This is a genomic window from Streptomyces sp. NRRL S-920 (assembly GCF_000717945.1).
GTDB classification, from domain to species: domain Bacteria; phylum Actinomycetota; class Actinomycetes; order Streptomycetales; family Streptomycetaceae; genus Streptomyces; species Streptomyces alboniger.
Genome location: NZ_JODF01000004.1, coordinates 110,832 through 133,191, shown reverse-complemented (window position 1 = coordinate 133,191; position 22,360 = coordinate 110,832). Strand labels below are relative to the sequence as shown.

The window sequence follows — 22,360 nt, the reverse complement described above, 5'->3', positions numbered from 1 at the left end:
GGTCGGCCAGCCCGGCGGCCGTGCAGGGGTCGGCTGGCGGCGAGGCCGGGCGGGGGTCAGGCGGCATGGAGGCCGATTGGGGGGCAGGTGGCGTCGAGGCCGGTTTGGGGGCAGGCGGCGCCGGGTTTCTGGCCGGGCCGGCCGTCTCGGGGTCCGGCAGTGAGACGTACGGACGTATCCGCAGGGGGTCGAAGTCCTCCGCCGCTGCCGCCTCCGCGCGGCGGGTCCGGTGGGCCGCGTCCGCCGTGTGGCGGGCGCAGTCGCACTCCGGGGCGGTGCCCGGCGCGCGCGGCACGCCGCAGCGGGGGCACCGCGGCCCGTCCTGACCGGTCATCGCCGCGCCCCCTCCCGTGCCCCGCCCGCCCGAGAACACCCGCGATTATGCAGACCGAGGCTTCAACAGGCCATAACCGGTCACACGGACCACGATGGAGGGGGAGCACCCTCAGCCACAGGCGGAATCCGGACTCCCAGGAGGTGCCCATGTCGCAGGATGTCAGCGCCCGCCCCTCGGGGCCGGGCCCCGACCCCGCGCACGGTCAGGGAGCGAACGGGCATCCGCCGGGCGGCGTACTGGTCTCCATCGGCGCGCTGCTCCTCGGCATGCTGCTCGCGGCCCTCGACCAGACCATCGTCTCGACCGCCCTGCCGACGATCGTCAGCGAGCTGGGCGGCATGGACCACCTGTCGTGGGTCGTCACCGCGTACATGCTGGCCGCGACGGCCGCGACCCCGCTCTGGGGAAAGCTCGGCGACCAATACGGCCGAAAAAAGCTCTTCCTGACCGCGATCGTGATCTTCCTGGTCGGCTCGGCGCTGTGCGGAATGGCGCAGAACATGCCGCAGCTCATCGGCTTCCGGGCGTTGCAGGGGCTCGGCGGCGGCGGGCTCATGGTGCTGTCCATGGCGATCGTCGGCGACCTCGTGTCGCCGCGCGAACGCGGCAAGTACCAGGGCCTGTTCGGCGCGGTGTTCGGCGCGACCAGCGTCCTCGGACCGCTCCTCGGCGGGCTCTTCACCGAGCACCTCAGCTGGCGCTGGGTCTTCTACATCAACCTGCCCATCGGCGTGATCGCGCTCCTCGTCATCGCCACCACGCTGCACATCCCGGTGCGCGACACCAAGCACACCATCGACTACCTCGGCACCTTCCTCATCGCGTCCGTCGCCACCTGCCTCGTCCTCGTCGCCTCGCTCGGCGGCACCACCTGGGACTGGGGCTCGCCGCAGATCATCGGCTTCGCGGTGCTCGGCGTGGTCCTCGCCGCCGCCTTCGTGGCCGTGGAGCGCAAGGCCGCCGAACCGGTGATCCCGCTGAAGCTGTTCCGCGTCCGCACCTTCACGCTCTCCGCGGTCATCAGCTTCATCGTGGGCTTCGCGATGTTCGGGGCGATGACCTATCTGCCGACGTTCCTCCAGGTCGTCCAGGGCGTCTCACCGACCATGTCGGGCGTGCACATGCTGCCGATGGTGGCCGGCATGCTCCTGTCGACGACCGCGTCCGGGCAGATCGTCAGCCGCACCGGCCGCTGGAAGGTCTTCCCCGTCGCGGGCACGGCCGTCACCACGCTCGGCCTGCTCCTCCTCCACCGGCTCGACGAGCACAGTTCCACGGGCGAGATGAGCGCGTACTTCTTCGTCTTCGGCCTGGGCCTCGGCCTGGTCATGCAGGTGCTGGTGCTCATCGTGCAGAACGCGGTCGGCTACGAGGACCTGGGCGTCGCCACCTCCGGCGCGACGTTCTTCCGCTCGATCGGCGCCTCCTTCGGCGTCGCGATCTTCGGCACGATCTTCACCAACCGGCTCGGCGACAAGCTGACCGACGCCCTCGCCGGGCGGCAGCTGCCGCCGGGGCTGAGCGTCACCACCCTGGAGGCGGACCCGCGCGGCATCGCGCGCCTCCCCGCCGACCTGCGGCCCAGCGCCCTGCACGCGTACGCCTCCTCGATCACGGACGTCTTCCTGTACGCGGCGCCGGTCGCGCTCCTCGCCTTCGTACTCGCCTGGTTCCTGCGCGAGGACAAGCTGCGCGGCTCGGTCACCGCGCCCGACCAGACCCAGACGCTGGCCAGCAACCCCGTCGAACGCTCCTCCTACGACGAGGTGGCGCGGGCCCTCTCGGTCCTCGGCACCAGGGAGGGCCGCCGGGCGATCTACGAGAAGATCACCGCGCGGGCGGGCTACGACCTGCTCCCCGCCGCGAGCTGGCTGCTGCTGCGCATCGCCCGGCACGGATCCGTCGAACCCGCCGTACTCGCCGAGCGCACCACTGTGCCGCTGACCGTCATCACCGCGGCGGCCCGCCAGGTCGAGGAGCGGCGCCTCGCCGAACGGCGGGGCCTGGAGATGTTCCTGACGGACAGCGGCCGCGAGGTCGCGACGAAGCTCGCCAAGGCCCGTGAGGAGTCCCTGTCCGAACTGCTCGGCGACTGGTGGGGCCCGCGGCGCCCGACCGACCTGTCCCAGCTGGTCCAGGAGTTGAGCGGCGAGCTGTGCGGGTCGGAGTCGGAGCGGCCGCACGACGGGGCGCCGCGGCTGCGGGCGGTGTGAAATCAGGTCAGGTCAGGCCTCGGCCGGGGCCAGCTTCTTGCCGTACCAGTGCTCGGCGTACGCGCTTTCGGCGTAGGGCTCGATCTCCTCGTAACCGTGCCGCGTGTACAGCGCGCGGGCCTCCACCAGGTCGGTGCGGGTGTCGAGGACGAGCCGCTCGGCGCCGAGCGCGCGGGCCGCGTCCTCGGCGGCAGCCAGCAGCACCGGGGCGCCGCCTTTGCCGCGCAGGTCCTGACGTACGAATACGCGCTTCAGTTCGGCGGTCGCCGGATCCAGCAGCCGCACGCCCGCCGTGCCGCCGGGTTCGTCGCCGTACCGCGCGACGAGCAGCACTCCGTGCGGCGGCGCGAGGTCGGCGCCGCTCTCCGCGGCGATCTCGCGCTCCAGCTCGTCGGGGTCGGTGGTGGTGCCCTCGTGCAGCAGGTACCAGCGGTCGCTGACCTCGGTGTAGTACGCGCGCCAGAGCGCGGCGGCCACGGCCGAGTCGTACGCCTCGGGGGCGATGGTCCAGGAGGCGGCGCGGGTGGTGGCGCGGGTGGTGGCGCGGGCGGGGGCTCGGGTCATGCCGTCATTGTCGGGACACGGGAGCGGCGCCCCGCAAGCGAATTGCTCGCGGGGCGCCGGTACGGCCCGGGTCAGCTCTTGGGCGCGGCCTGCTGGACGACCTCGAAGGACCAGACCGTCGATCCGGAGGCGGCGGGCTTCGGCCGCTCGCCACCGCCCTCGCCGCCACCCTGGTGCGCGGCCTTCATGGGGCCCTCCATCCAGGCCTGGAAGGAGGCCTCGTCGCGCCAGCGGGTGTAGACGAGGTACTGGTCTGTGCCCTCGATGGGGCGCAGCAGCTCGAACCACTCGAAGCCGTCGGAGTTCTCCACCGCGCCCGCGCGGGACGCGAAGCGCTTCTCCAGGACCTCGCGCTGTTCCTCGGGAACGGTGAGTGCGTTGATCTTCACGATGCTCATGCGGCCATCCTGCCGTACGGGTCGACGGCGCTCAGAGCCGCAGCAGGCGCTCGGCCGTCTCGCGGTAGTCGCGCAGGGCCAGGCGGAGCTGTTCGGTGTCGGTGGCCGAGGCCTCGGGGGCGGCGGGGGTGCCCTCGGTGGCCAGGGCGCCGCCCGGTGCCATCCCCGCGGCCGGGGGCGTGCCGCCCTCCGGGGTGGTGCGGGCCGGCGTCGTCTGCCAGGAGGAGCGCAGGACCCGGCGGCGTTCGGCCAGGGTGTCGGTGAGGCGGGCGATGGCGTCCTCCAGGACGTGGTCGACCTCCTCGACCGCGCCGCGCGGGCCGTCGACGAAGCCGTTGACGGCGTTCTGGAGGCGCAACGTCAGCTTGTCGCGCTCCTCGGGCGGGAACAGCGTCGTGTCAGCCATGCTGGACTCCCCTTCGGGTGATGCCGGTCGAACGCTTGCCGGACGTGTGCTTGCCGGAGCGCGCGGCGGAGTGGTCGTGCCGGTCGGCGATCAGGTCGTCGAAGAGGGCCCGCGCCTCGATCATGGCCTCGCGCATCTCCTCGGTGCCGGTCCTGCTCTCCTCGGCGCCCGTCGTGTCGAGCGCGGCGCGGTGCACCCTGCGGTAGCCGTGGACGTGGGCGGAGTGGTGCACGGAGAGCGCGTCCAGCTGGTCCTCGTAGTGGCCGGCGTCGGGGAAGCCCCGCGCGCCCGCCAGCTCGGCGATGAGCCGGTCCGCGTCGGCCACGGCCTCGCGCGGGGAGTCGACGAAGCGCTCCTGGGCGAGGTTCCAGCGGGCGGCGTACTGCTCACGCGCCGCGGGCTCCAAGGGCCTTACCTGCAAGGAGCCGTGTCGCTTCACACGCTCCCCGAGGTCGCGTTCGGCCGCTTTCGTGTCGCCGTCGTGCCGGGCGACCGCGCGGTCGTACTCGGGGCCGAAGCGCCGCTTCAGGCTGTGGCCGCCGCCCGCGTTCCGCTTGCGGCTCAGCACGACGAACGCGCCGACGGCGAGGGCGACGACGACCACGATCAGAACGATGATCATGACTGTGGACATGGAGTGGGTGCCTTCCCGGGGGGTGGGCCTTGGGATGCGAGGCGCGGTGTCGCCATCGCGCCTGTCCCGGGGACGAGTTGCCAGGAAGCGGGCGGCCAAACGCGGTACGCACGCCCGGAGGTGGCCTTAAGATGCCGCAGCGCGCGATGACCAATCACGTTCGCGCCGCGCCGAGTTGAAGGAGCGTACGTACGTGCTGGAGCTGACGATGGCCTCGGTGTCCGGGGCGGATGCGGGCGCGACCGCGGGCATGCTCATGGCCGAGGCGCCGAGCGAGCCGGGTGCGGTGCTGCGGGTCGGGCGCGACGCGAGCGTCTGCCGTCTGGTGACGCCCGACGACTGGCTTTTCGTGTCCCGTACGCACCTGGAGTTCCGCTGCGGACCCGACGGGGCCTGGAGGGTGACCTGGCTGCGCGGCTCGAACCCCGACCCCGCCTCGCAGGTGCGGGTGGTGTCCGAGGGCGCGGCGCTCTCCCTCGCGTACGGAGGGGTGGCGCCGCTGGGCCGGGGCGGCTCGGGCGAGGTGGTCATCCAGGACAGGTCGGGGCCGCGGAGCGTGAACGTGGGCTTCTACCACGAGGGTTGAGCCCCACCTGCGTACGTGGTCGTCAGTCCCGTACGCGGGCCAGCGCGAAGCCGTCGTAGCCCTTGGTGCCCACCGTCTGGATCGCCGTCGCCTCCAGCTCGGGGTGGCGTGCCATGAGGTCGAGCGCGGCGCGGGTGCCGCGCACGTTCGGGTCCGGGTCGGCGGCGTCGGTGATCGCGCCGCCGCGTACGACGTTGTCGAGGACGATGAGGCTGCCGGGGCGGGTGAGCTTGAGCGACCACTCCACGTAGTGCGGGTTGTTGGCCTTGTCGGCGTCGATGAAGACGAGGTCGAAGGGCGCGGGGTTCTCGACGTGTTCGGCGCCGAGCGCGGCGAGCGAGTCGAGGGCGGGGCCGACGCGGACCTCGGTGAGCTTGTCGAGCCCGGCGCGGGCGAGGTTGCCGCGGGCCACCTCGGCGTGCTCCCGCTTGTACTCCAGGGTGATGAGGCGGCCGTCGGCGGGCAGGGCGCGGGCCAGCCAGATCGTGCTGTAGCCGCCGAGCGTGCCGATCTCCAGGATGCGGCGGGCGCCCTGCGTCCGTGCGAGGAGCTGGAGGAGCTTGCCCTGGTTCGGGGAGACGCTGATCCGCGGCAGACCGGCCGCGTCGCTGTCGCGCAGGGCGGCGGCGAGGGCGTCGTCGGCCGGGGCGAGGAGGTCGGTGAAGTAGTCGTCGACTGAGTTCCACTGCGGTTGGCTCATGCGGGGTCCCTTCGGGCGTAGGGGGGCGGGGCCGGTTGTCGGTGGCGTCATAACAGTCGGCCCGTGCCGTGGCTCGGCCTCGGGGCTCTGCCCCGGACCCCGCTCCTCAATCGCCGGAGGGGCTGAAACTTGCCTCCACCGCCGCCGGAGACCCCGGCAGCGGCCTGCCCGCTGATTCCGTCAGGTACCAGACCGCGACGCCGCCCACGACCGCCGCCGCCATCATGTAGTACGCGGGCATCATCTTGTCGCCCGTCGCTCCGATCAGCGCCGTCACCACCAGCGGTGTCGTGCCGCCGAAGACCGACACGGAGATGTTGAAGCCGATGGAGAGCGAGCCGTAGCGGACCTTCGTGGGGAAGAGGGCGGGGAGGGTCGCCGGCATCGACGCCGTGAAGCAGACCAGGAGCAGGCCGAGTGCCCCGAGGCCCAGGCCGATCGCCCAGAGCGACCCCTCGCGGATCAGCAGGAGGGCGGGGACGGAGAGGAGGAGGAAGCCCGCGCAGCCCGTGGCGATCACCGGACGGCGGCCCACCCGGTCCGTGAGCGCGCCGACGAACGGCTGGGCGCACATCATCAGCGCCATGACGGCCAGGATGACGAGCAGCCCGTGCGTCTCGTCGTACTTCAGCTCGCTCGTCAGATAGCTCGGCATGTACGACAGCAGCATGTAGTCGGTGACGTTGAAGACCAGGACCAGGCCCATGCAGAGGAGGAGCGCCTTCCACTGCCCGGTGACCATGTCGCGCAGCCGGACCTTCGCGCGGGTCTGCTCGTCCTTGTGGGCCTTCTCCAGCTCCGCGGCGAACGCCGGGGTCTCCTCCAGCCGCATCCGCAGATACAGGCCGATCAGACCCATCGGGCCCGCGATCAGGAAGGGGATGCGCCAGCCCCAGGAGACCAGGTCCTGCGACGACATCAGGGCCGTCATCAGGGTCACCAGACCCGCGCCGCCGATGTAGCCCGCCAGCGTGCCGAACTCCAGCCAGCTGCCGAGGAAGCCCCGCCTCTTGTCGGGGGAGTACTCCGCGATGAACGTGGAGGCACCCGCGTACTCACCGCCCGTGGAGAAGCCCTGCACGAGCCGGGCCAGCAGGAGCAGCACCGGGGCCCAGACGCCGATGGTCGCGTAGGAGGGGATCAGGCCGATCGCGAACGTGCCCGCCGCCATCATGATCATGGTGAGGGCGAGGACCTTCTGGCGGCCGACGCGGTCGCCGAGCGGGCCGAAGACCATGCCGCCCAGCGGGCGGATCAGGAAGGCCGCGGCGAAGGCGCCGAAGGTGGAGAGCAGCTGGGCCGTGGGGTTGCCCGAGGGGAAGAAGACCTTGCCCAGCGTCACGGCGATATAGCTGTAGACGCCGAAGTCGAACCACTCCATCGCGTTGCCGAGGGCGGCCGCCTTCACCGCGCGCCTGACCATCGCGGGGTCGGTGACGGTGACGCCCTCGGGACCGTCCGGGGCGGCCGCGTGCTGGGGCCGGGGGCGGGGCCCCCGCGCGGGCTCGGGCTTCCGGAGTGCGACGGATGTGGCGCTCGGCAAGGGTTCGCTCGCCCGCTTTCGGTCGACGACAGGGACAGGGCCGCCCGCGGAGACCGGGGCAGCCCGAAAAGCGACCTTAGGTGCATCAGCCACCATTACGTTCGGTGCCCGCCCGACCGCATACCGCACCGAAAGGGCGGTTATCCAGGTCAAACGGCGTTTCCCGTGGCGGGAGGGACAAGCCGCACTTGTGATCTATGTCGCGACCCGGGCCGGGAACCGCGCCCCGGCGGCCTGCGCGGACCCTCGCGCCGAGACGGCCACTCGCGCCGCCGAGGGGATTTCGGCCGGTTTCGGGTTGGATAGGGCCGATAAGAGCCGATAGAAAGCGGTGTGACCGTCAGATGAAGAGGCGGTCGCGCGCGTCCCTCCCAGTGGGGCGCGACCCCTCCGGGCCGCATCCGGGCCCACGACCGGGCCGCCGCAACCGGGCCCCGCACAGACAGGGCCGCACATGACGATCGGGGCGGGAGGTCCGACGGGGCATGGCGAATGTTGAGCACAGCGGATCCGGCGACGCCGTGGGCGCGGGGCGGGCCGACGGCCCCCGGACGCGGATCGGAGCGGCGCGCGCCGCCCTCTGGCTGATCGCCGCGGTCCTGGCGATCCGGCAGGTGGCGGTCGTCCTGCGCACCCCCGAGGGCGAGCGCCTCACCGACCTGGAGACCTGGCTCGGGCCGAACGGCGTACTGCACGTCAACGGCTCCCTCTATGACGCGGACAGGTTCACGGGACCGCCCTTCGCGGGCCTCGTCCTCAAACCGCTCGCCCGCTCGGGAGAGCAGACCCTCGGCTGGGCCTGGACCTTCGGCACCCTCGGCCTCGTCGTCGTCCTGGGCCTGATCGCCGCCCGCGCCCTGCCCCAGCCCGTCTCCCGGCGCACCTCGCTGCTCGCCGCCCCCGTGGCGATCAGCCTGCTGATCCTGTCGCTGCCGGTGCGCAGCACCCTGCACCTCGGCCAGACCAGCATCCTCCCGGTCCTCCTCGTCCTGCTCGGCCTCTTCGCCGTGCGCGGCGAGCGTCCCAGCGGCCTCCTGATCGGCATCGGCGCCGCGCTGCAACCGACCATGCTGCTCTTCGCCGGCCTCCTGTGGTTCACCGGCCGCAAGAAAGCCGCCGCGTCCACCGGCGTCTCCTTCGCCGCCTGCACGGTCCTCGCCTGGGCCGCGATGCCGCACGACTCATCGACGTACTGGGTCCACCACCTCGCGGGAGCGGGCCTCGGCGCGAGCCCGGACGCCAACGCCAACCAGTCCCTGCACGGCATGCTCCTGCGCCTCGGTCTCGAAGGGCCCCTGGAGACAGGCCTCTTCCTGCTCCTGAGCGCCGCCGTCGCCCTCCTCGGCCTGCGCCGCGCCGTGCGCTACGCCACGGACGGGCAGCTGCTCCTCGCCGCCGCGATCACCGGCTGCGTGGCGGTCTCGGTGGCGCCGGCGACCTGGCAGCACCAGCTCCTGTGGGTGCTCTTCGCGGCGGTCGGCAGGGTCGGCAAGCGCCGGTCGGACCGGTACGTATGGCCGGTGGCCGTGGTCCTCGTGTCGACGCTGCCCGCCACGATGACGCTGCCGAACATCCCGGCCACCGAGCCGGTCCGCGACAACGTCGTGCTGATCACCGCGCTCGCCGCCGCCGTCGCCGTACCGTTCCTCCTGCGCGCGCACCCGCAGTACGAGAACCCGATCCCCACCGACTACGCCGCTCCCGCCCCGGCCCGCTGGAGCCGGGTGCCGCTGCTGCCGTTCTGGCGGCGCGTGCTGACCCGCCCGAACCTCCTGCTGGAACTCCTGCTGATCCGCGTCGGCTACTCCGCGTACCAGCAGGTCAGGCTCGCCGCGACCGGCGGCACCATCTCCGGGGGCCGGGCCACGGCCGAGCACCACGGCGAACAGATCCACGCGATCGAGCAGTTTCTGCACATCGACGTGGAGTACTGGTTCAACCACCTGACGGCGCGGACCGGTTGGCTGGAGGACTTCTTCAACTTCTACTACACGTCGTTCCACTTCGTGGTGCCGCTGAGCGTCCTCGCCGTCCTCTACGCGCGCCGCCCCGCCGAGTACCGCTGGGCGCGCTCCGCGCTCGGCTTCGCGACCGTCCTCGCCCTCATCGGCTTCTGGGCCTACCCGCTAGCCCCGCCGCGCCTGATGCCGGACCTCGGCTTCGTCGACACGGTGCACGGCGTGCAGGACTTCAGCAAGCCGAACTACGGCACGCTGACCGACCTCACCAACCAGTACGCGGCGATGCCCTCGCTGCACTTCGGCTGGTCCCTGTGGTGCGGCCTGGTCATCCTGGTCGTCGCGCCCAGGGGGTGGATGAAGGCGCTCGGCCTGCTGCACCCGTTCCTCACGCTCTGCGCGATCGTCGGCACCGGCAACCACTGGGTGCTCGACGCGGCGGGCGGCGCGGCCGTGGTCGGGGCGGGCTTCGGCCTCACCTACCTGCTCTCGGGACCCCGTGTGAGCAGGCCCGCCGGGGCGCCGCCCCTCACCGACACGTCGAAGCGCTCGGCGAAGGACGGTACCCCGAGCTGATCCGGTAGGTGCCGGGGCCGGGCACCGAGAGCCGGGTGTACTCGCCGTCCTGCTTCAGACAGGCCCCCTCGGCCCGCAGCCACGGCGAGTACACCAGGCGTACGGTCACCGAGCCCCGCAGCGGGACGCGCACCACCACGTCGGAGCCCGTGGCGCGCACGACGGACGCGGGCTCCGAGACCAGCGGCACCGGGTTCTTCACCCGGAAGATCCGCCAGTTGGCGTCCTTCCACACCGGCTCCAGCCACTCGGGGCCGCTCGCCACCAGCTCCGCCTCGTCCTCCGCGAACCCGTCCGGCTTGCCCGAGGGCAGCACGACGTACCCCACGGCCCACCGGTCCAGCCAGGCGCGGTAGGTGGCCGCCGAGAACGTGCCGTCGTAGAAGAGGCGGCCGCGCTCGATGTCGAGCTGACGGTTCCAGCCGCGCGCCATGTTCACGTAGGGGGCGAGGGCGGTGGCCTCGCGGTGGTTGCGGGCCGGGACGACCTCGACGCGGGTGCGGTCGGCGCCCAGGCTCTCCAGCTCGCGCACCACGCCATGGGTGTCGACCGCCCACTTGGGCACCTCTGTGGATACGACGAGGTCGTCGACGGTCTTCTGCACGACCCAGCCCGAGCAGAGCACCAGCGCCACCGTCAGTGCGACCCGCCGCGCCCGCTCGCGCCCGGTCGCGAGCAGCGCCGCGAGCAGCGCGGCGGGCCCGACCAACTCGGCGAGGCGCTCGACGTTGGTGCCGATCGGGGAGGGGATGAGGTACGTGAGCACGGTCCCGACCGCGTAGACGCCCGCGCCCCAGCGCAGTACGCGCCACTCGCGGGGGCCCGCGAGGATCAGCACCAGGCTGACCGCGACGGGCGGGAAGATCCGGTCGAAGGGCATCAAGTGCTCGCCGGTGAACGGGAAGAGCACCGTCGTGGTCGCCACGACGAGGACGGGCGGCGCGATCAGCGCGGCGGCGCGCGTCCAGTCGCGTACGAGGAAATAGCCCGCGCCCGCGACCAGCAGGAAGAGGCCGGCGACCGGCGATCCCATGGTGGCGAGCGCCGCGCAGACCACGGCGGGGCCGACGCGCCGCCGCTCCCGCACGAGCGCCAGACAGGCGGCGAAGGCGAAGGCGATGCCGAGCGCGAACGTCGTACGCCCCGACGCGACGTTGCACCACACGCCGAGCGAGGCGAGCACGGCGGGCCACAGGGGCTTGCGGATGCCGGTGCGCTCGACGAGCGCGGCCACCAGATAGGCGCCCGCGACCCCGGAGAGCACCGTCACGGTCTTCACCCCGAGGGCGGCCATCAGATAGGGCGAGATCAGGCTGTAGTTGGCGGTGTGCATGCCGCCGTACCAGAACAGGCTGTACGCGGCCGTCCCGTGCTCGGAGGCGAACCGCGCCCAGGCCTCCTGCGCGGCGAGGTCGCCGCCGCCCGTCGCGAGGAACGCCGCCCACACCGCGTACAGGGGAAGGGTGGGGGCGGTGGCGAGCAGCGGTACGCGATGCCGGCGGCAAAACGCTCGGAAGGGGGACTTCCGCTCGGTGGGCGCGCTGCCGGGCGGGGCGATCGAGAACTCGGCAGAGACCACGGCCACCATTTCCGTTCGGAGTCTTGGAGAGGCAAGGTTCACCTCTCCAGACGCGGCGCGCAACGCAAACGTTGGTTCCGTGGCGAAGGCCGGCGGGTCAGCCGGTGCTGACCTGGAGTTCCTTGACGCCGTTGAGCCAGGCCGAGCGGAGCCTGCGCGGGTCGGCCGCCAGCCGCAGGCCCGGCATGGCGTCGGCGATCGCGTGGAAGATGAGGTTGATCTCCAGGACCGCGAGGGACTTGCCGAGGCAGAAGTGGGGGCCGCCGCCACCGAATCCGAGGTGCGGGTTGGGGTCGCGGGTGATGTCGAACGCGCCCGGGTTGTCGAAGACTTCGGGGTCGTGGTTGGCGGAGGAGTAGAAGATGCCGACGCGGTCGCCCCGCCTGATCCTGGCGCCGCCCAGCTCCGTGTCCCGCGTCGCGGTGCGCTGGAAGGAGACGACCGGCGTCGCCCAGCGCACGATCTCCTCCGCCGTCGTGTCGGGGCGCTCGCGTTTGTACAGCTCCCATTGGTCCGGATGGGTGAGGAAGGCGTGCATGCCGTGGGTGATGGCGTTGCGGGTGGTCTCGTTCCCGGCCACCGCGAGCAGGATCACGAAGAAGCCGAACTCGTCGCCCGAGAGGTTCCCCTCGTCCTCCGCCGCCACCAACTGGCTGACGATGTCCTTGGCCGGGCACTCCTTGCGGGCCGCGGCGAGGTTCATCGCGTAGCTGACGATCTCCAGGGCCGCCTCGGCGCCGATCTCCTCGGTGATGGCGTACTCCGGATCGTCGTATCCCGCCATCTTGTTGGACCAGTCGAAGATCTTGGAGCGGTCCTCCTGCGGCACCCCGATCAGCTCGGCGATGGCCTGGAGCGGGAGTTCGACGGCGACGTTCGTGACGAAGTCGAAGGAGCCGTCGGGGCCCGCCTGCTCCAGCGCCGTCGTGACGATGGAGCGGGCGCGCTCGCGCAGGGCCTGTTCCAGCGAGCGGATGGCGCGGGGCGTGAAGCCGCGCTGCACGATCTGCCGGACCCGGGTGTGCTCGGGCGGGTCCATGTTGAGCATGATCAGCTTCTGGACCTCGATCTGGTCGCGGCTGATCGTCTCGTTGAAGCGGATGACCGCGGTGTTGAGATGGGAGGAGTACAACTCCGGGTGCGTGGAGACGTACTTGACGTCCTCGTGCCGTGTGACGGCCCAGTATCCCGCGTCGTCGAAACCGGAGACGCGCGGCCGCTGGGCGATCCAGCGCACCGGTTCCGTCCGCCGCAGCTGTGCGAACTCCGGCAGTGGCACGCGGTCTTGGAGCAGGCCCGGGTCGGTGAAGTCGAACCCGTCGGGCAGCGCTGGACAGGGCATCGGCAACTCCTGGCGTGGGCTGAGTCCTGACGAGCCGTCAGCAGGCTTGCCAGGCAAGCTAGTAACGGGTTCTACAAGAGGCAAGGCCCGGGGCGGGTCCGGTTGCGCGCGCGCCCCGCGCAAGGTACCTGCACGACCCTTGCGGCGCCGGGGTCCCGCTCAGCAGACTGCTGACAGAACTAGAACGCGTACTAGTTCCTCCCGCGAGGCGCCGGGACGGCTCGCGGGACATGGACGGAGAGGACCAGCCCCATGGCCGCGGAACCTGTCATCGTCGAAGCCGTACGCACCCCCATCGGCAAGCGCGCGGGCGCGCTCGCCAACCTCCACCCCGCCTATCTGCTCGGGGAGACCTACCGCGAACTCCTCGGACGCACCGGCATCCACGCCGACTGCGTCGAGCAGATCGTCGGCGGCACGGTGACCCACGCGGGGGAGCAGTCGATGAACCCCGCGCGCACGGCGTGGCTCACCATGGGGCTTCCGTACGAGACGGCGGCGACGACCGTGGACTGCCAGTGCGGCTCCTCGCAGCAGGCGAGCCACATGGTCGCCAACATGGTCGCGGCCGGGGTCATCGACATCGGCATCAGCTGCGGGGTCGAGGCGATGTCACGGGTGCCGCTGGGCTCCGGCTCCAAGCACGGTCCGGGCAAGCCCTTCCCCGACGAGTGGAACGTCGATCTGCCCAACCAGTTCGAGGCCGCCGAGCGCATCGCCCGCAAGCGCGGCCTCACCCGCGAGAACGTGGACTCGCTCGGCCTCATCTCGCAGGAGCGGGCGGCCGTCGCCTGGTCCGAGGAGCGCTTCAAGCGCGAGACGTTCGCCGTCCAGGTGCCGACGACGGAGGAGGAGCAGGCGGCCGGGCAGGGCATGTGGCGGCTCGTCGACCGGGACGAGGGGCTGCGCGATACGACGATGGAGGCGCTCGGCGGCCTCAAGCCCGTCATGCCGACCGCCGTGCACACGGCAGGCAACTCCTCGCAGATCTCGGACGGCGCGGCGGCCCTCATGTGGGCGTCCAAGCGCATGGCGCGGGCGCTGAAGCTGAGGCCGCGGGCGCGGATCGTGGCGCAGGCGCTGGTCGGCGCCGACCCCCACTTCCACCTCGACGGACCGATCGACGCGACGCGCGCGGTGCTCGGCAAGGCGGGTATGTCCCTGAAGGACATCGACATCGTCGAGATCAACGAGGCGTTCGCCTCGGTGGTGCTGAGCTGGGCGCAGGTCTTCGAGCAGGACCTGGAGAAGGTGAACGTCAACGGCGGCGCGATCGCGCTGGGCCACCCGGTGGGGGCCACCGGGGCACGGCTGATCACCACGGCCCTGCACGAGCTGGAACGGCGGGACAAGGAGTTCGCGCTGGTGACGATGTGCGCGGGCGGCGCGGTGGCGACGGCGACGATCATCCAGCGCCTGTAGAAAGCGACGGGAACCACAAAACGCCGGACGGGCTGGAGGTGTCCAGCCCGTCCGGCGTTTGAGGACGAACTCGGCGAAGCCGGTGATTCAACGGTGCGCTGATCTAGCGGTGCGAATACGAACCCCGCTAAAGGCGCCCCGCCAGACTCAGTACCAGCCGTTGGCCTGCCAGTGGTTCCACGCGCCGACGGGGCTGCCGTAGCGCTCGTTCATGTACTTCAGACCCCACTCGATCTGGGTCTCCGGGTTGGTCTTCCAGTCGGCGCCCGCCGAGGCCATCTTCGAGCCGGGCAGCGCCTGGACCAGGCCGTAGGCACCGGAGGAGGAGTTCGTCGCGTTGACGTCCCAGCCGCTCTCGTGCGAGACGATCTTGTCGAACGCGGCGAACTGCGCGGGGTCCGAGATCTTCGCCTTGGCGATCGCCTTGGCGGAGGTCGGGGCGGCGGCGGGAGCGGCGGCCGGGGCGACGGCCTTCGCGGTGGTCGGGGTGGCTGCCTGGGCCGGGGCCGCGGCGAAGACCATGCCGGTGGCGGCAGCGGCGACGAGGCCGCCGGCGAGGGTCTTCTTCGGGGAAGCGATGCGGCGGATGAGCGAGGCGGACACAGAGGACCTTCCGGTGGGGGACGGGGCTGTCGCGGTGCGTGCCGTAGAACGTGGGGGACATGCGGAGGCGCCGAGTTCCCGGGGGGACGTCGGCGCCCTGCGACTCATCCAGAGAAACAGGCTCGGGACGCCGCCGCAATGACCCCTTTTACTAGTGGAAGTCGCACCCGAGCCGAATGCCCCGTCTGTGATCTGGCTCTCAATCCCCAGGTCAGCGCGGTGATTGATGCGTGTACATCAAGAGATCGGGGCTACGAACCCGCCTAGTAGAGGACCAAGGTCCTGTGGGCCGCCTCACGGATACGAGGCCTCGATGTCACGCACAGCGCAGGGCCCCTTACGGCTTTGGGGCCTCGAATGTGACCGGCGCCTCGAAAGCCGCCCGCCGCGTCGCCCGGCGCAGCGCCTTCAGCACGGCGGGCCCGAGCGTCAGGCTCAGCAGGACTGTGACGACGGCCCGCGGCAGGTCCCAGCCGAGCGAGGTGGCCAGGCAGTACGCGATGAAGCGGCCGAGGTTCTCCGCGAGGGGGTCGCCCGGCTGGAAGGAGACGCCGGTGGCCATCCCGCCCAGATAGGGCCAGCCCTGAAGGTTCATGGCCGTGCCGTACAGGACGGCGGAGACCGCCCCATAGGCCGCGAGCAGCCACAGCTCGCGGCGCCCCCGCAGAGTGTCGGCCCCCGGCAGCAGCCCCGCCCCCATGCACACCCAGCCCATCGACAGCATCTGGAACGGCATCCACGGCCCGACGCCCCCGGTGAGCAGCGCCGACGCGAACATCGACACCGCCCCGAGCACGAATCCGAAGCCGGGTCCGAGCACCCGCCCGCTCAGCACCATCAGGAAGAACATCGGCTCGATGCCCGCCGTGCCCGCGCCCAGCGGCCGCAGAGCGGCGCCCGCGGCGGCCAGCACCCCGAGCATGGCGATCGCCTTCGCGTCCAGGCCGACGTCCGCGATGGTCGCCACGACCACGGCGAGCAGCAGCGGCAGCAGCGCCGCGAACAGCCACGGCGCGTCCTGGGCGTGCGCGGCGAACCCCGAACCCCTGCTCGACAGCAGCGGCCACCCGAAGGCGACCGCACCCACCGCGCTGACCAGCGCGAGCGCGGCGACCGAGCGGGGCCCCAGGCGAAGGGGGCGGGCCCGCCGGGCGGTGCCCGCCGCGCGCTCACCGGCGGTGTTCACGACGCTCCCTCCGCCGCGCCGAGCGCCTCGCGCACCTGCGCCACCGTCAGCCACTCCCGCGGCGCCAGGATCTTCGTGACCTGCGGCGCGAAGGCCGGTGACGACACCACGACCTGCGGGGTCGGGCCGTCCGCGACGACCTCGCCGTCCGCGAGGATCACCACCCGGTCAGCGATCTCGGCGGCCAGCTCCACGTCATGCGTGGCCAGCACGATCGCGTGCCCCTCGGCGGCCAGGCCCCGCAGGATGGTGACCAGGCGGGCCTTGGCCGCGTAGTCCAGGCCGCGGGTCGGCTCGTCGAGGAGGAGCAGCGGCGGGCGCGCGGCCAGCACGATCGCCAGGACCAGCGCCAGGCGCTGGCCCTCGGAGAGGTCCCGGGGATGCGTGTCGTCCGCGATGCCGGGCAGCAGTTCGCTCACCAGCGCCCGGCACGTCCCGGGCCCGGCGCCCGCGTCCCGGTCGGCGGTGGCGCACTCGGCGGCCACGGTGTCCGCGTACAGCAGGTCGCGCGGTTCCTGCGGGACCAGGCCGACGTGCCGGATCAGTTCGCGGGGGGCCGTGCGGTGGGGGACGGCGCCGCCGACGCGGACGCTGCCCGACGCGGGTGCGAGGAGGCCGACCAGCGTGGACAGCAGTGTGGACTTGCCGGCGCCGTTGCGGCCCATCAGGGCGACGGTCTCGCCGGGGGTGACGGTGAGGTCGACGCGGCGCAGCGCCTCGACCCGGCCGCGCCGCACGGCCAGCCGTTCGACGACCGCCGCGGGCGGCTGGTGGGTCCCGGGTGCCCGGTCGGGCGTACGTCCCTTGCGCAGCCGGGGCCGGCGGGCGGGGGCCGCCCGCTCCACGGCGCGTACGGCCATCGCCTCCTGGCGCGGTTCCGTCCCGGCGAGCCGGTCCCGCAGCGCACCCGCCCTGCGCCGCGCGTCCCGCACGGTCAGCGGCAGCGGCGACCAGCCCGCGAGCCGGCCGAGCGCGACGACCGGGGGATATACGGGGGAGCGGGCCATCAGCGCGGCCGGGTCGCCGAGCACCGGTGGCTCGCCCGGCGCGGCGAGCAGCAGTACCTGATCCGCGTACTGCACGACCCGCTCAAGGCGGTGCTCGGCCATCAGGACGGTCGTGCCGAGGTCGTGGACGAGCCGCTGGAGCACGGCGAGGACCTCTTCGGCGGCGGCCGGGTCGAGTGCGGAGGTCGGCTCGTCGAGGATGAGGACTTGAGGGTGCGGGGTGAGGACCGAGCCGATGGCGAGGCGCTGGCGCTGCCCTCCGGAGAGCGTGGCGATGGGCCGGTCGCGCAGCTCGGCCAGGCCGAGCAGGTCCAAGGTCTCCTCGACCCGCCTGCGCATCACGCCGGGGGCGAGGCCGAGCGATTCCATGCCGTAGGCCAGCTCGTCCTCGACCGTGTCCGTCACGAAGTGCGCGAGCGGGTCCTGGCCCACGGTCCCGACGACATCGGCGAGTTCCCGGGGCTTGTGCGTACGGGTGTCGCGGCCCGCCACGGTGACGCGGCCGCGCAGGGTGCCCCCGGTGAAGTGCGGCACGAGCCCGCTGACCGTGCCGAGCAGCGTCGACTTGCCGACCCCCGACGGCCCGACGAGCAGCACCAGCTCACCCTCGGGCACGGTGAGGTCGACCCCTTGCACGGTGGGCGAGGCGCTCCCCTCGTACGTCACCGAGACGTCCTCGAAGCGGATCATGAGGTCTCCTCGGGAGGAACGGGCGCCGAGTCCTCGGCGGGCGTTCGGGTGGCGGATGGCGGGGACTCGGGCGCGGGCGCGGGCCTGGGTAGGGGGGACTGGTCGCCCGTGGGGGCGGGGGACACGAAGGCCGGGAGCAGGCCGAGCAGCGCCGCCGCCGCGGGCCACAGCGGCAGGGTCGGGGCCACCAGCGGTACGACGCCCGGGTGCAGCGCCTCCATGTCGTACGACGCGGACCAGATCGTCAGGCCCGCGACCGCCACGCCCGACCCGGCGACCAGCCAGGCGCGCACGCCCCACGCGTCGGGGCGGTAGCGGGTGCGCACGGCGCGGCGCCCGCCGAGCCGCAGCCCCGCCAGCGCGGCCAGCAGCCCGGCGCCGAGAAGAGGCAGCCCGTAGGCGGCACCCTGCGCGGTCAGCAGTCCGTACGCGCCCACGCAGACGCCCATCAGCCCGCCCAGCGTCAGCACGGCGGTGAGCCTGCGCACGCCCGCGGGCACGGCGGCGCTGCGCCCGAAGCCGCGCGCGTCCATCGCGGCGGCCAGCGCGACCGACCGCTCAAGGGCACCTTCCAGGACCGGCAGGCCGACCTGGAGCAGCCCGCGCACTCCGCTGTCCGGCCGCCCGCGCAGCCGCCGCGCGGCCCGCAGCCGCCCCACGTCCCCGATGAGGTTCGGCGCGAAGGTCATCGCCACGACGACGGCGACCCCCACCTCGTACAGCGCGCCCGGCAGCGACTTGAGCAGCCGGGACGGGCTGGCCAGCGCGTTCGCCGCGCCGATGCAGATCAGCAGGCCCGCGAGCCTGATCCCGTCGTAGAGCGCGAAGACCATGCCCTCCGCCGTGACCCGCCCGCCGATCCGCACGCCCTTGGCCCAGTCGGGCAGCGGCACCTCGGGCAGCGTCACGAGGACGTGCGTACCCGGGATCGGCGAGCCGAGGACGATCGCGAAGACCAGCCGGATGCCGATGACGACAAGACCCAGCTTCACGAACGCGCCGTACGACTTCGCCCAGGGGGCCGAGGTCCGCCGGGCCGCCACGACATAACCGGCGACGCCGATCAGCAGTCCGATCAGCAGCGGGTTGGTCGTCCGGGACGCCGCGGTGCCGAGCCCGATGGCCCATACCCACCAGGCGCCCGGGTGCAGGGCGTTGCTCCGGTGCGCCGCGGGGGCGAGGCGGCGCCGCAGGAGGCCACGCGTGCCGCTGCCGTGGTTCGTCATCGTGCTGTCCGTGTCCGGGGGGCCGCGTCAGCCGCGGCGGCGCCGGGCCTGCCAGAAGGCGGCTCCGCCGAGCAGCGCGACGGCGACGGCGCCCGCGATCAGGCCGACGGAGGGCCCGCGGTCCTCGCCCTTGTCCCCGCCCGCTTTCGGCTGCCCCTCGGTCTTCAGGGTGTCGTTGGATACCTGCTCACCGCAGCCCGACCTCGGATAGCCGTCGATGGCGCACAGCAGCGCCTTGCTGTCGTAGCGCAGCGGCTTCGCGACGGAGGCGAGCGCGTCCGCGCTGGTGGCGTCCTCGGCGACCCGGGCGCAGGCCGTCCGCGGCGCGGGCGGGTTGTCGTCGTGCGGCGCGTCCCGCGGCAGCCCGAAGTCGATGACGAGGGCGACCCGCTTGCGGCCGTCCTCGGCGGGGGTGCGCCGGCAGATCTCCTTGAAGTCCGCGGGGCCGCGCGGCTTGGCGGCGTCCTTCGAGTCCTCGGAGACCGAGAAGCGGAACCCCTGCACATCGCCGTCGTCGGGCCGTGCGGTGCCGGGTCCCTGACTGGCGTACGTCCAGGTGCCGCCGTCCCGGTCCCAGAACGACCAGTAGCGGTAGCCGGCGGCCTGGGAGGGCGCGGCGGCGAGGACGCCGAGCAGGGCGGCGACGAACGCCACGACCGCCAGGCGCCCGCGCCACACGCGCCGGGGCGCCAGACCCGTCCGGCCGCGCGTCACAGCTGCTGCTTCTTGCGGTTGGCGCTGTAGAGGAAGCCGATGCCGATGCCGGCGACCATGCCGACGCCGATGATCCACCAGACGCTGATGCCCTTGTTCTCGTCCTTCTTCTCGTCCGAGTCGGCGGCCGAGGAGGAGTCGGACGCGGTCTGCGCGGGCGGGCCCTGGGCGCCGAGCTGCTCGACGAGGTCGGCGCCGCCGAAGTCGCGGGGGTCCATGCCCGCGGCGTGGGCGGCGAGGATCAGCTGGGCGTAGGCGGCGGGACCCGACTCCTTCGCCCACTTCGCGGAGTTCTCCGCGAGCCACTTGGCGGACTTCTCGGCCTGGTCGCGCTGCCCGGCGGCGGCCAGCGCGAGCACGGCGTCGGCGGTGTTGCCGAGGTCCGGCTGGTCCTTGGCGCCCGGCATCGCGGACATCAGGTGGCCGTCGTTGTCGCCGAGGACGTCCAGGAGGTAGCCCGTGCCGTTGCTCGCGGCCTGCGAGGCGGTGTCCGGCTTCGCGCACTTGGGGGCGGAGTCGTCGGTCTTCTTGGCGGGGGCCACGACCAGGCCCTTGCCGAGGCTGCCGAGGACGCCGGCCGCGGTGGCGTCCGCGTTCGGGCTGAGCTTCTTGGACTTGGCGTCGGCGAGGCCGAAGGCGCCGCCGCCCTTGCCGCAGTCCATGGCGAGCTTCGGCAGCGCGTCGTAGGCGGACTTGCCGTCCCGCGACTTCACGCTCGCGGGGTTCTCGCCCGCGGCGACGAGCGCGCCGACCACGATGCCGGTGGAGTTGGCGTCGGTGGGCAGGCCCGGGTTGTAGCCCCAGCCGCCGTCCTTGTTCTGGACGGACTTCAGCCAGGCCACGCTCTTGTCGACCGTCTTGCCGAGGCTCTTGTCCTCGCCGCCGAGCGCGGCGAGGGCCTGCACGGCGGCGGCGGTGGAGTTGCTGTCGACCATCGTCTTGGAGTCGCAGGGCTTGCCCGCGTCGGCGCGGTAGGCCGCGAAGCCGCCGCTCGCGCACTGCTGCCCGGTCAGCCAGGCCACGGCCTTGTCCGCGGGCTTCACACCCGCGGTGTCCTGGGCGAGCAGGGCGTACGACTGCCGGAAGACGCCGTCGAACTTGGGGTCGGACTTGCCGTACAGGCCCGAGGGGAGCGCTTTCGAGGGCGACGGCGAGGCGTCGTCCGCGAAGGCGGCCGGTGCGGCGGCCGTACCGAACACGGCGACGGCGGCCAGGACCGCTGCGCTGCGGCGAACGTTCATGATGCGGCGGGTTGCCTCTCCCTGCGGGGAGCTGGGCGGCACGGACCGTGCGCGCGGGCACGGCTTCCGGGCGGCTCCGGCTCCGTATACCTCGACGGTGCCGCTCATCGGGGGCCCCGATGAAGCGAGCCGGTCACGCTCCGCGCCGGGCATTCCGGCTCACCGCTGGACGCGGTGCACGGAATGGGGCCTCCCCTGCTCGAGCGAAGCCGAGAGCTTGGGGAAGGGTCAGTGCCGGATTCGCACCGGCTTCCCCCTGCGCGGGCGTGAGGACGACCCGGCCACTCTACCGGCCCCCCTCACACCGCCACGTACGTCACCGGATCACTGCCCGGCACCGCCTCCGCCCGCCCCAGCTTCACCAGGCGCCGCACATGGGCCTCCGCCTCCGAGACCGCGATGGTGCGTGAGCCGTAGGGGATCTCGGCCCAGGGGCGGTTCCACTCCATGCGCTCGGCGAGCCGCCACGGGGTGAGGGGTTCGGCGAGGAGGGTGCGGAGGCCGGTCAGGCGTTCCTCGTGGTGGGCCAGGAGTTCGCGGACGCGGGCGGGGGCGTCGGTGAACGCGCGCTGGTGGGCGGGCAGCACCTCGGCCGGGGCCAGGCGCCCGACGCGCTCCAGGGAGTCGAGATAGTCGCCGAGGGGGTCGGTGACCGTGTCGTCCTCGGGATCCTCGTACAGGCCGATGTGCGGGGTGATGCCGGGCAGGAGGTGGTCGCCGGAGAAGAGGCGGCCGTTGCCCCGCAGCCCCGCCGGGTGGTCCTCCTCCAGGTGCAGGCAGACGTGGCCGGGAGTGTGGCCGGGCGTCCAGATCGCGCGCAGGCGGCGGCCCGGCAGGCCGAGGAGTCCGCCCGGGGTGATCGCGCGGTCGGGCAGGGCCGGGTCGAGGCCGGGCAGCTTGCGGGGAAGGCCCTCGTCCCTGGCGCGGACCAGCGGGGCGACGTGCTCGGCGGGGGCGCCCGCGGCGGTGAGCTTCGCGGCCAGGTAGCCGTACCAGCGCGCGGGGGGCTGGGCGCGGGTGCGGCGCACCACGGCGGCGTCCGCCTCGTGCATCGCGAGCCACGCCCCGGACGCCTCGCGGACCTTCGCGGACAGGCCGTGGTGGTCGGGGTGGTGGTGGGTGATGACCACGCCGTGCACGTCCTCGACCGCGACGCCGCACGTGGCGAGCCCGGCGGTCAGCGTGGACCAGGACGCCGGGTCGTCCCAGCCGGTGTCGACGAGGACGGGCCCGGCGTCGGTGTCCAGGAGGTGGACGAGCGTGAAGCCGAGGGGGTTGTCGGGGATCGGGACCTTGATGCTCCAGACGCCCCCGCCGTGCTCGATCACCGGCGGTTCGGTCAGCTGCGGGGTCATGGAGGCCTCGTCTCTTGTCGCCGGGTGCCGCCACTATAACTAGAACTAGTTTCAATAGCCGCCCAAGTCCACTGACCCGG

At 72.8% G+C, this 22,360-nt stretch carries 19 protein-coding genes; 4 read left to right on the top strand and 15 right to left on the bottom strand.

Translation table 11 applies throughout. The features are described from left to right. Positions 1–483 precede the first annotated feature (483 nt). A complete protein-coding gene (locus IG54_RS0105145; protein WP_078593715.1) occupies positions 484–2,550 on the top strand; it encodes an MFS transporter in 2,067 nt (688 codons plus the stop codon). Positions 2,551–2,562: 12 nt separating this feature from the next. Here the strand turns inward: IG54_RS0105145 and IG54_RS0105140 are convergent, their stop codons facing one another. From IG54_RS0105140 to IG54_RS0105125, 4 genes are all read right to left on the bottom strand, one after another. Next, positions 2,563–3,114: a GNAT family N-acetyltransferase gene (locus IG54_RS0105140; RefSeq protein ID WP_051819278.1), complete on the bottom strand. Its 552-nt coding sequence runs from the start codon at positions 3,112–3,114 to the stop codon at positions 2,563–2,565. A 71-nt stretch (positions 3,115–3,185) separates the two neighbouring features. After that, a complete protein-coding gene (locus IG54_RS0105135) occupies positions 3,186–3,512 on the bottom strand; it encodes an antibiotic biosynthesis monooxygenase family protein (protein ID WP_030777828.1) in 327 nt (108 codons plus the stop codon). Between the two features lie 31 nt (positions 3,513–3,543). Next, positions 3,544–3,918 carry a hypothetical protein gene (locus IG54_RS0105130; protein ID WP_051819277.1) on the bottom strand — a complete coding sequence of 125 codons (375 nt, stop codon included), beginning with the start codon at positions 3,916–3,918 and terminating at the stop codon, positions 3,544–3,546. Next, positions 3,911–4,552: a hypothetical protein gene (locus IG54_RS0105125; protein ID WP_037896394.1), complete on the bottom strand. Its 642-nt coding sequence runs from the start codon at positions 4,550–4,552 to the stop codon at positions 3,911–3,913. Before IG54_RS0105125 ends, IG54_RS0105130 begins: the two co-directional genes overlap by 8 nt. Positions 4,553–4,745: 193 nt before the next feature. Here IG54_RS0105125 and IG54_RS0105120 point away from each other — a divergent pair, with 193 nt between their 5' ends. After that, entirely contained in the window at positions 4,746–5,138 is a 393-nt protein-coding gene (locus IG54_RS0105120; protein WP_030777822.1) for an FHA domain-containing protein, read from the top strand. A gap of 22 nt (positions 5,139–5,160) precedes the next feature. Here IG54_RS0105120 and IG54_RS0105115 read toward each other — a convergent pair whose 3' ends face one another. Together IG54_RS0105115 and proP are read right to left on the bottom strand one after the other, a co-directional pair. Then, positions 5,161–5,838 (bottom strand): O-methyltransferase, encoded by a 678-nt coding sequence (locus IG54_RS0105115; protein ID WP_030777819.1) that lies wholly within the window; start codon positions 5,836–5,838, stop codon positions 5,161–5,163. 106 nt (positions 5,839–5,944) lie between these two features. Beyond that, positions 5,945–7,381: a glycine betaine/L-proline transporter ProP gene (gene proP / locus IG54_RS0105110; protein WP_037896392.1), complete on the bottom strand. Its 1,437-nt coding sequence runs from the start codon at positions 7,379–7,381 to the stop codon at positions 5,945–5,947. A 485-nt stretch (positions 7,382–7,866) separates the two neighbouring features. Between proP and IG54_RS0105105 the strand changes: the two genes are divergently transcribed. Then, positions 7,867–9,915: a bifunctional glycosyltransferase 87/phosphatase PAP2 family protein gene (locus IG54_RS0105105; protein ID WP_030777814.1), complete on the top strand. Its 2,049-nt coding sequence runs from the start codon at positions 7,867–7,869 to the stop codon at positions 9,913–9,915. Here IG54_RS0105105 and IG54_RS0105100 read toward each other — a convergent pair. Both IG54_RS0105100 and IG54_RS0105095 read right to left on the bottom strand, forming a co-directional pair. Continuing rightward, a complete protein-coding gene (locus tag IG54_RS0105100; RefSeq protein WP_030777811.1) occupies positions 9,869–11,503 on the bottom strand; it encodes a hypothetical protein in 1,635 nt (544 codons plus the stop codon). The genes IG54_RS0105105 and IG54_RS0105100 overlap by 47 nt on opposite strands. Positions 11,504–11,591: 88 nt before the next feature. After that, positions 11,592–12,836 (bottom strand): cytochrome P450, encoded by a 1,245-nt coding sequence (locus IG54_RS0105095; RefSeq protein ID WP_030777809.1) that lies wholly within the window; start codon positions 12,834–12,836, stop codon positions 11,592–11,594. Between the two features lie 252 nt (positions 12,837–13,088). On the opposite strand from IG54_RS0105095, the gene IG54_RS0105090 reads away from it, so the two are divergent. Further along, the gene (locus tag IG54_RS0105090; protein ID WP_030777807.1) at positions 13,089–14,258 is read left to right on the top strand and encodes a steroid 3-ketoacyl-CoA thiolase; all 1,170 of its coding nucleotides are present in this window, start codon (positions 13,089–13,091) and stop codon (positions 14,256–14,258) included. A gap of 147 nt (positions 14,259–14,405) precedes the next feature. Here IG54_RS0105090 and IG54_RS0105085 read toward each other — a convergent pair whose 3' ends face one another. The 7 genes from IG54_RS0105085 to IG54_RS0105055 all read right to left on the bottom strand — a co-directional run bounded on the left by IG54_RS0105085 (position 14,406) and on the right by IG54_RS0105055 (position 22,280). Continuing rightward, positions 14,406–14,861 (bottom strand): transglycosylase SLT domain-containing protein, encoded by a 456-nt coding sequence (locus IG54_RS0105085; protein WP_030777804.1) that lies wholly within the window; start codon positions 14,859–14,861, stop codon positions 14,406–14,408. Between the two features lie 337 nt (positions 14,862–15,198). Then, the gene (locus tag IG54_RS0105080) at positions 15,199–16,047 is read right to left on the bottom strand and encodes an ECF transporter S component (protein WP_030777802.1); all 849 of its coding nucleotides are present in this window, start codon (positions 16,045–16,047) and stop codon (positions 15,199–15,201) included. Next, positions 16,044–17,744: an ABC transporter ATP-binding protein gene (locus IG54_RS0105075; RefSeq protein ID WP_030777800.1), complete on the bottom strand. Its 1,701-nt coding sequence runs from the start codon at positions 17,742–17,744 to the stop codon at positions 16,044–16,046. Before IG54_RS0105075 ends, IG54_RS0105080 begins: the two co-directional genes overlap by 4 nt. Continuing rightward, complete coding sequence (locus IG54_RS0105070; RefSeq protein WP_051819276.1) at positions 17,741–18,970, bottom strand: energy-coupling factor transporter transmembrane component T; 1,230 nt, start codon at positions 18,968–18,970, stop codon at positions 17,741–17,743. The genes IG54_RS0105075 and IG54_RS0105070 overlap by 4 nt, the downstream gene beginning before the upstream one ends. A 27-nt stretch (positions 18,971–18,997) precedes the next feature. Beyond that, positions 18,998–19,684 (bottom strand): SCO2322 family protein, encoded by a 687-nt coding sequence (locus tag IG54_RS0105065; protein WP_234335979.1) that lies wholly within the window; start codon positions 19,682–19,684, stop codon positions 18,998–19,000. Continuing rightward, on the bottom strand, positions 19,681–20,925 hold the full coding sequence (locus IG54_RS0105060; protein WP_030777793.1) for a prenyltransferase/squalene oxidase repeat-containing protein: 1,245 nt from the start codon (positions 20,923–20,925) through the stop codon (positions 19,681–19,683). Before IG54_RS0105060 ends, IG54_RS0105065 begins: the two co-directional genes overlap by 4 nt. Before the next feature lie 299 nt (positions 20,926–21,224). Continuing rightward, on the bottom strand, positions 21,225–22,280 hold the full coding sequence (locus tag IG54_RS0105055; protein WP_030777792.1) for an MBL fold metallo-hydrolase: 1,056 nt from the start codon (positions 22,278–22,280) through the stop codon (positions 21,225–21,227). Positions 22,281–22,360: the final 80 nt, after the last annotated feature.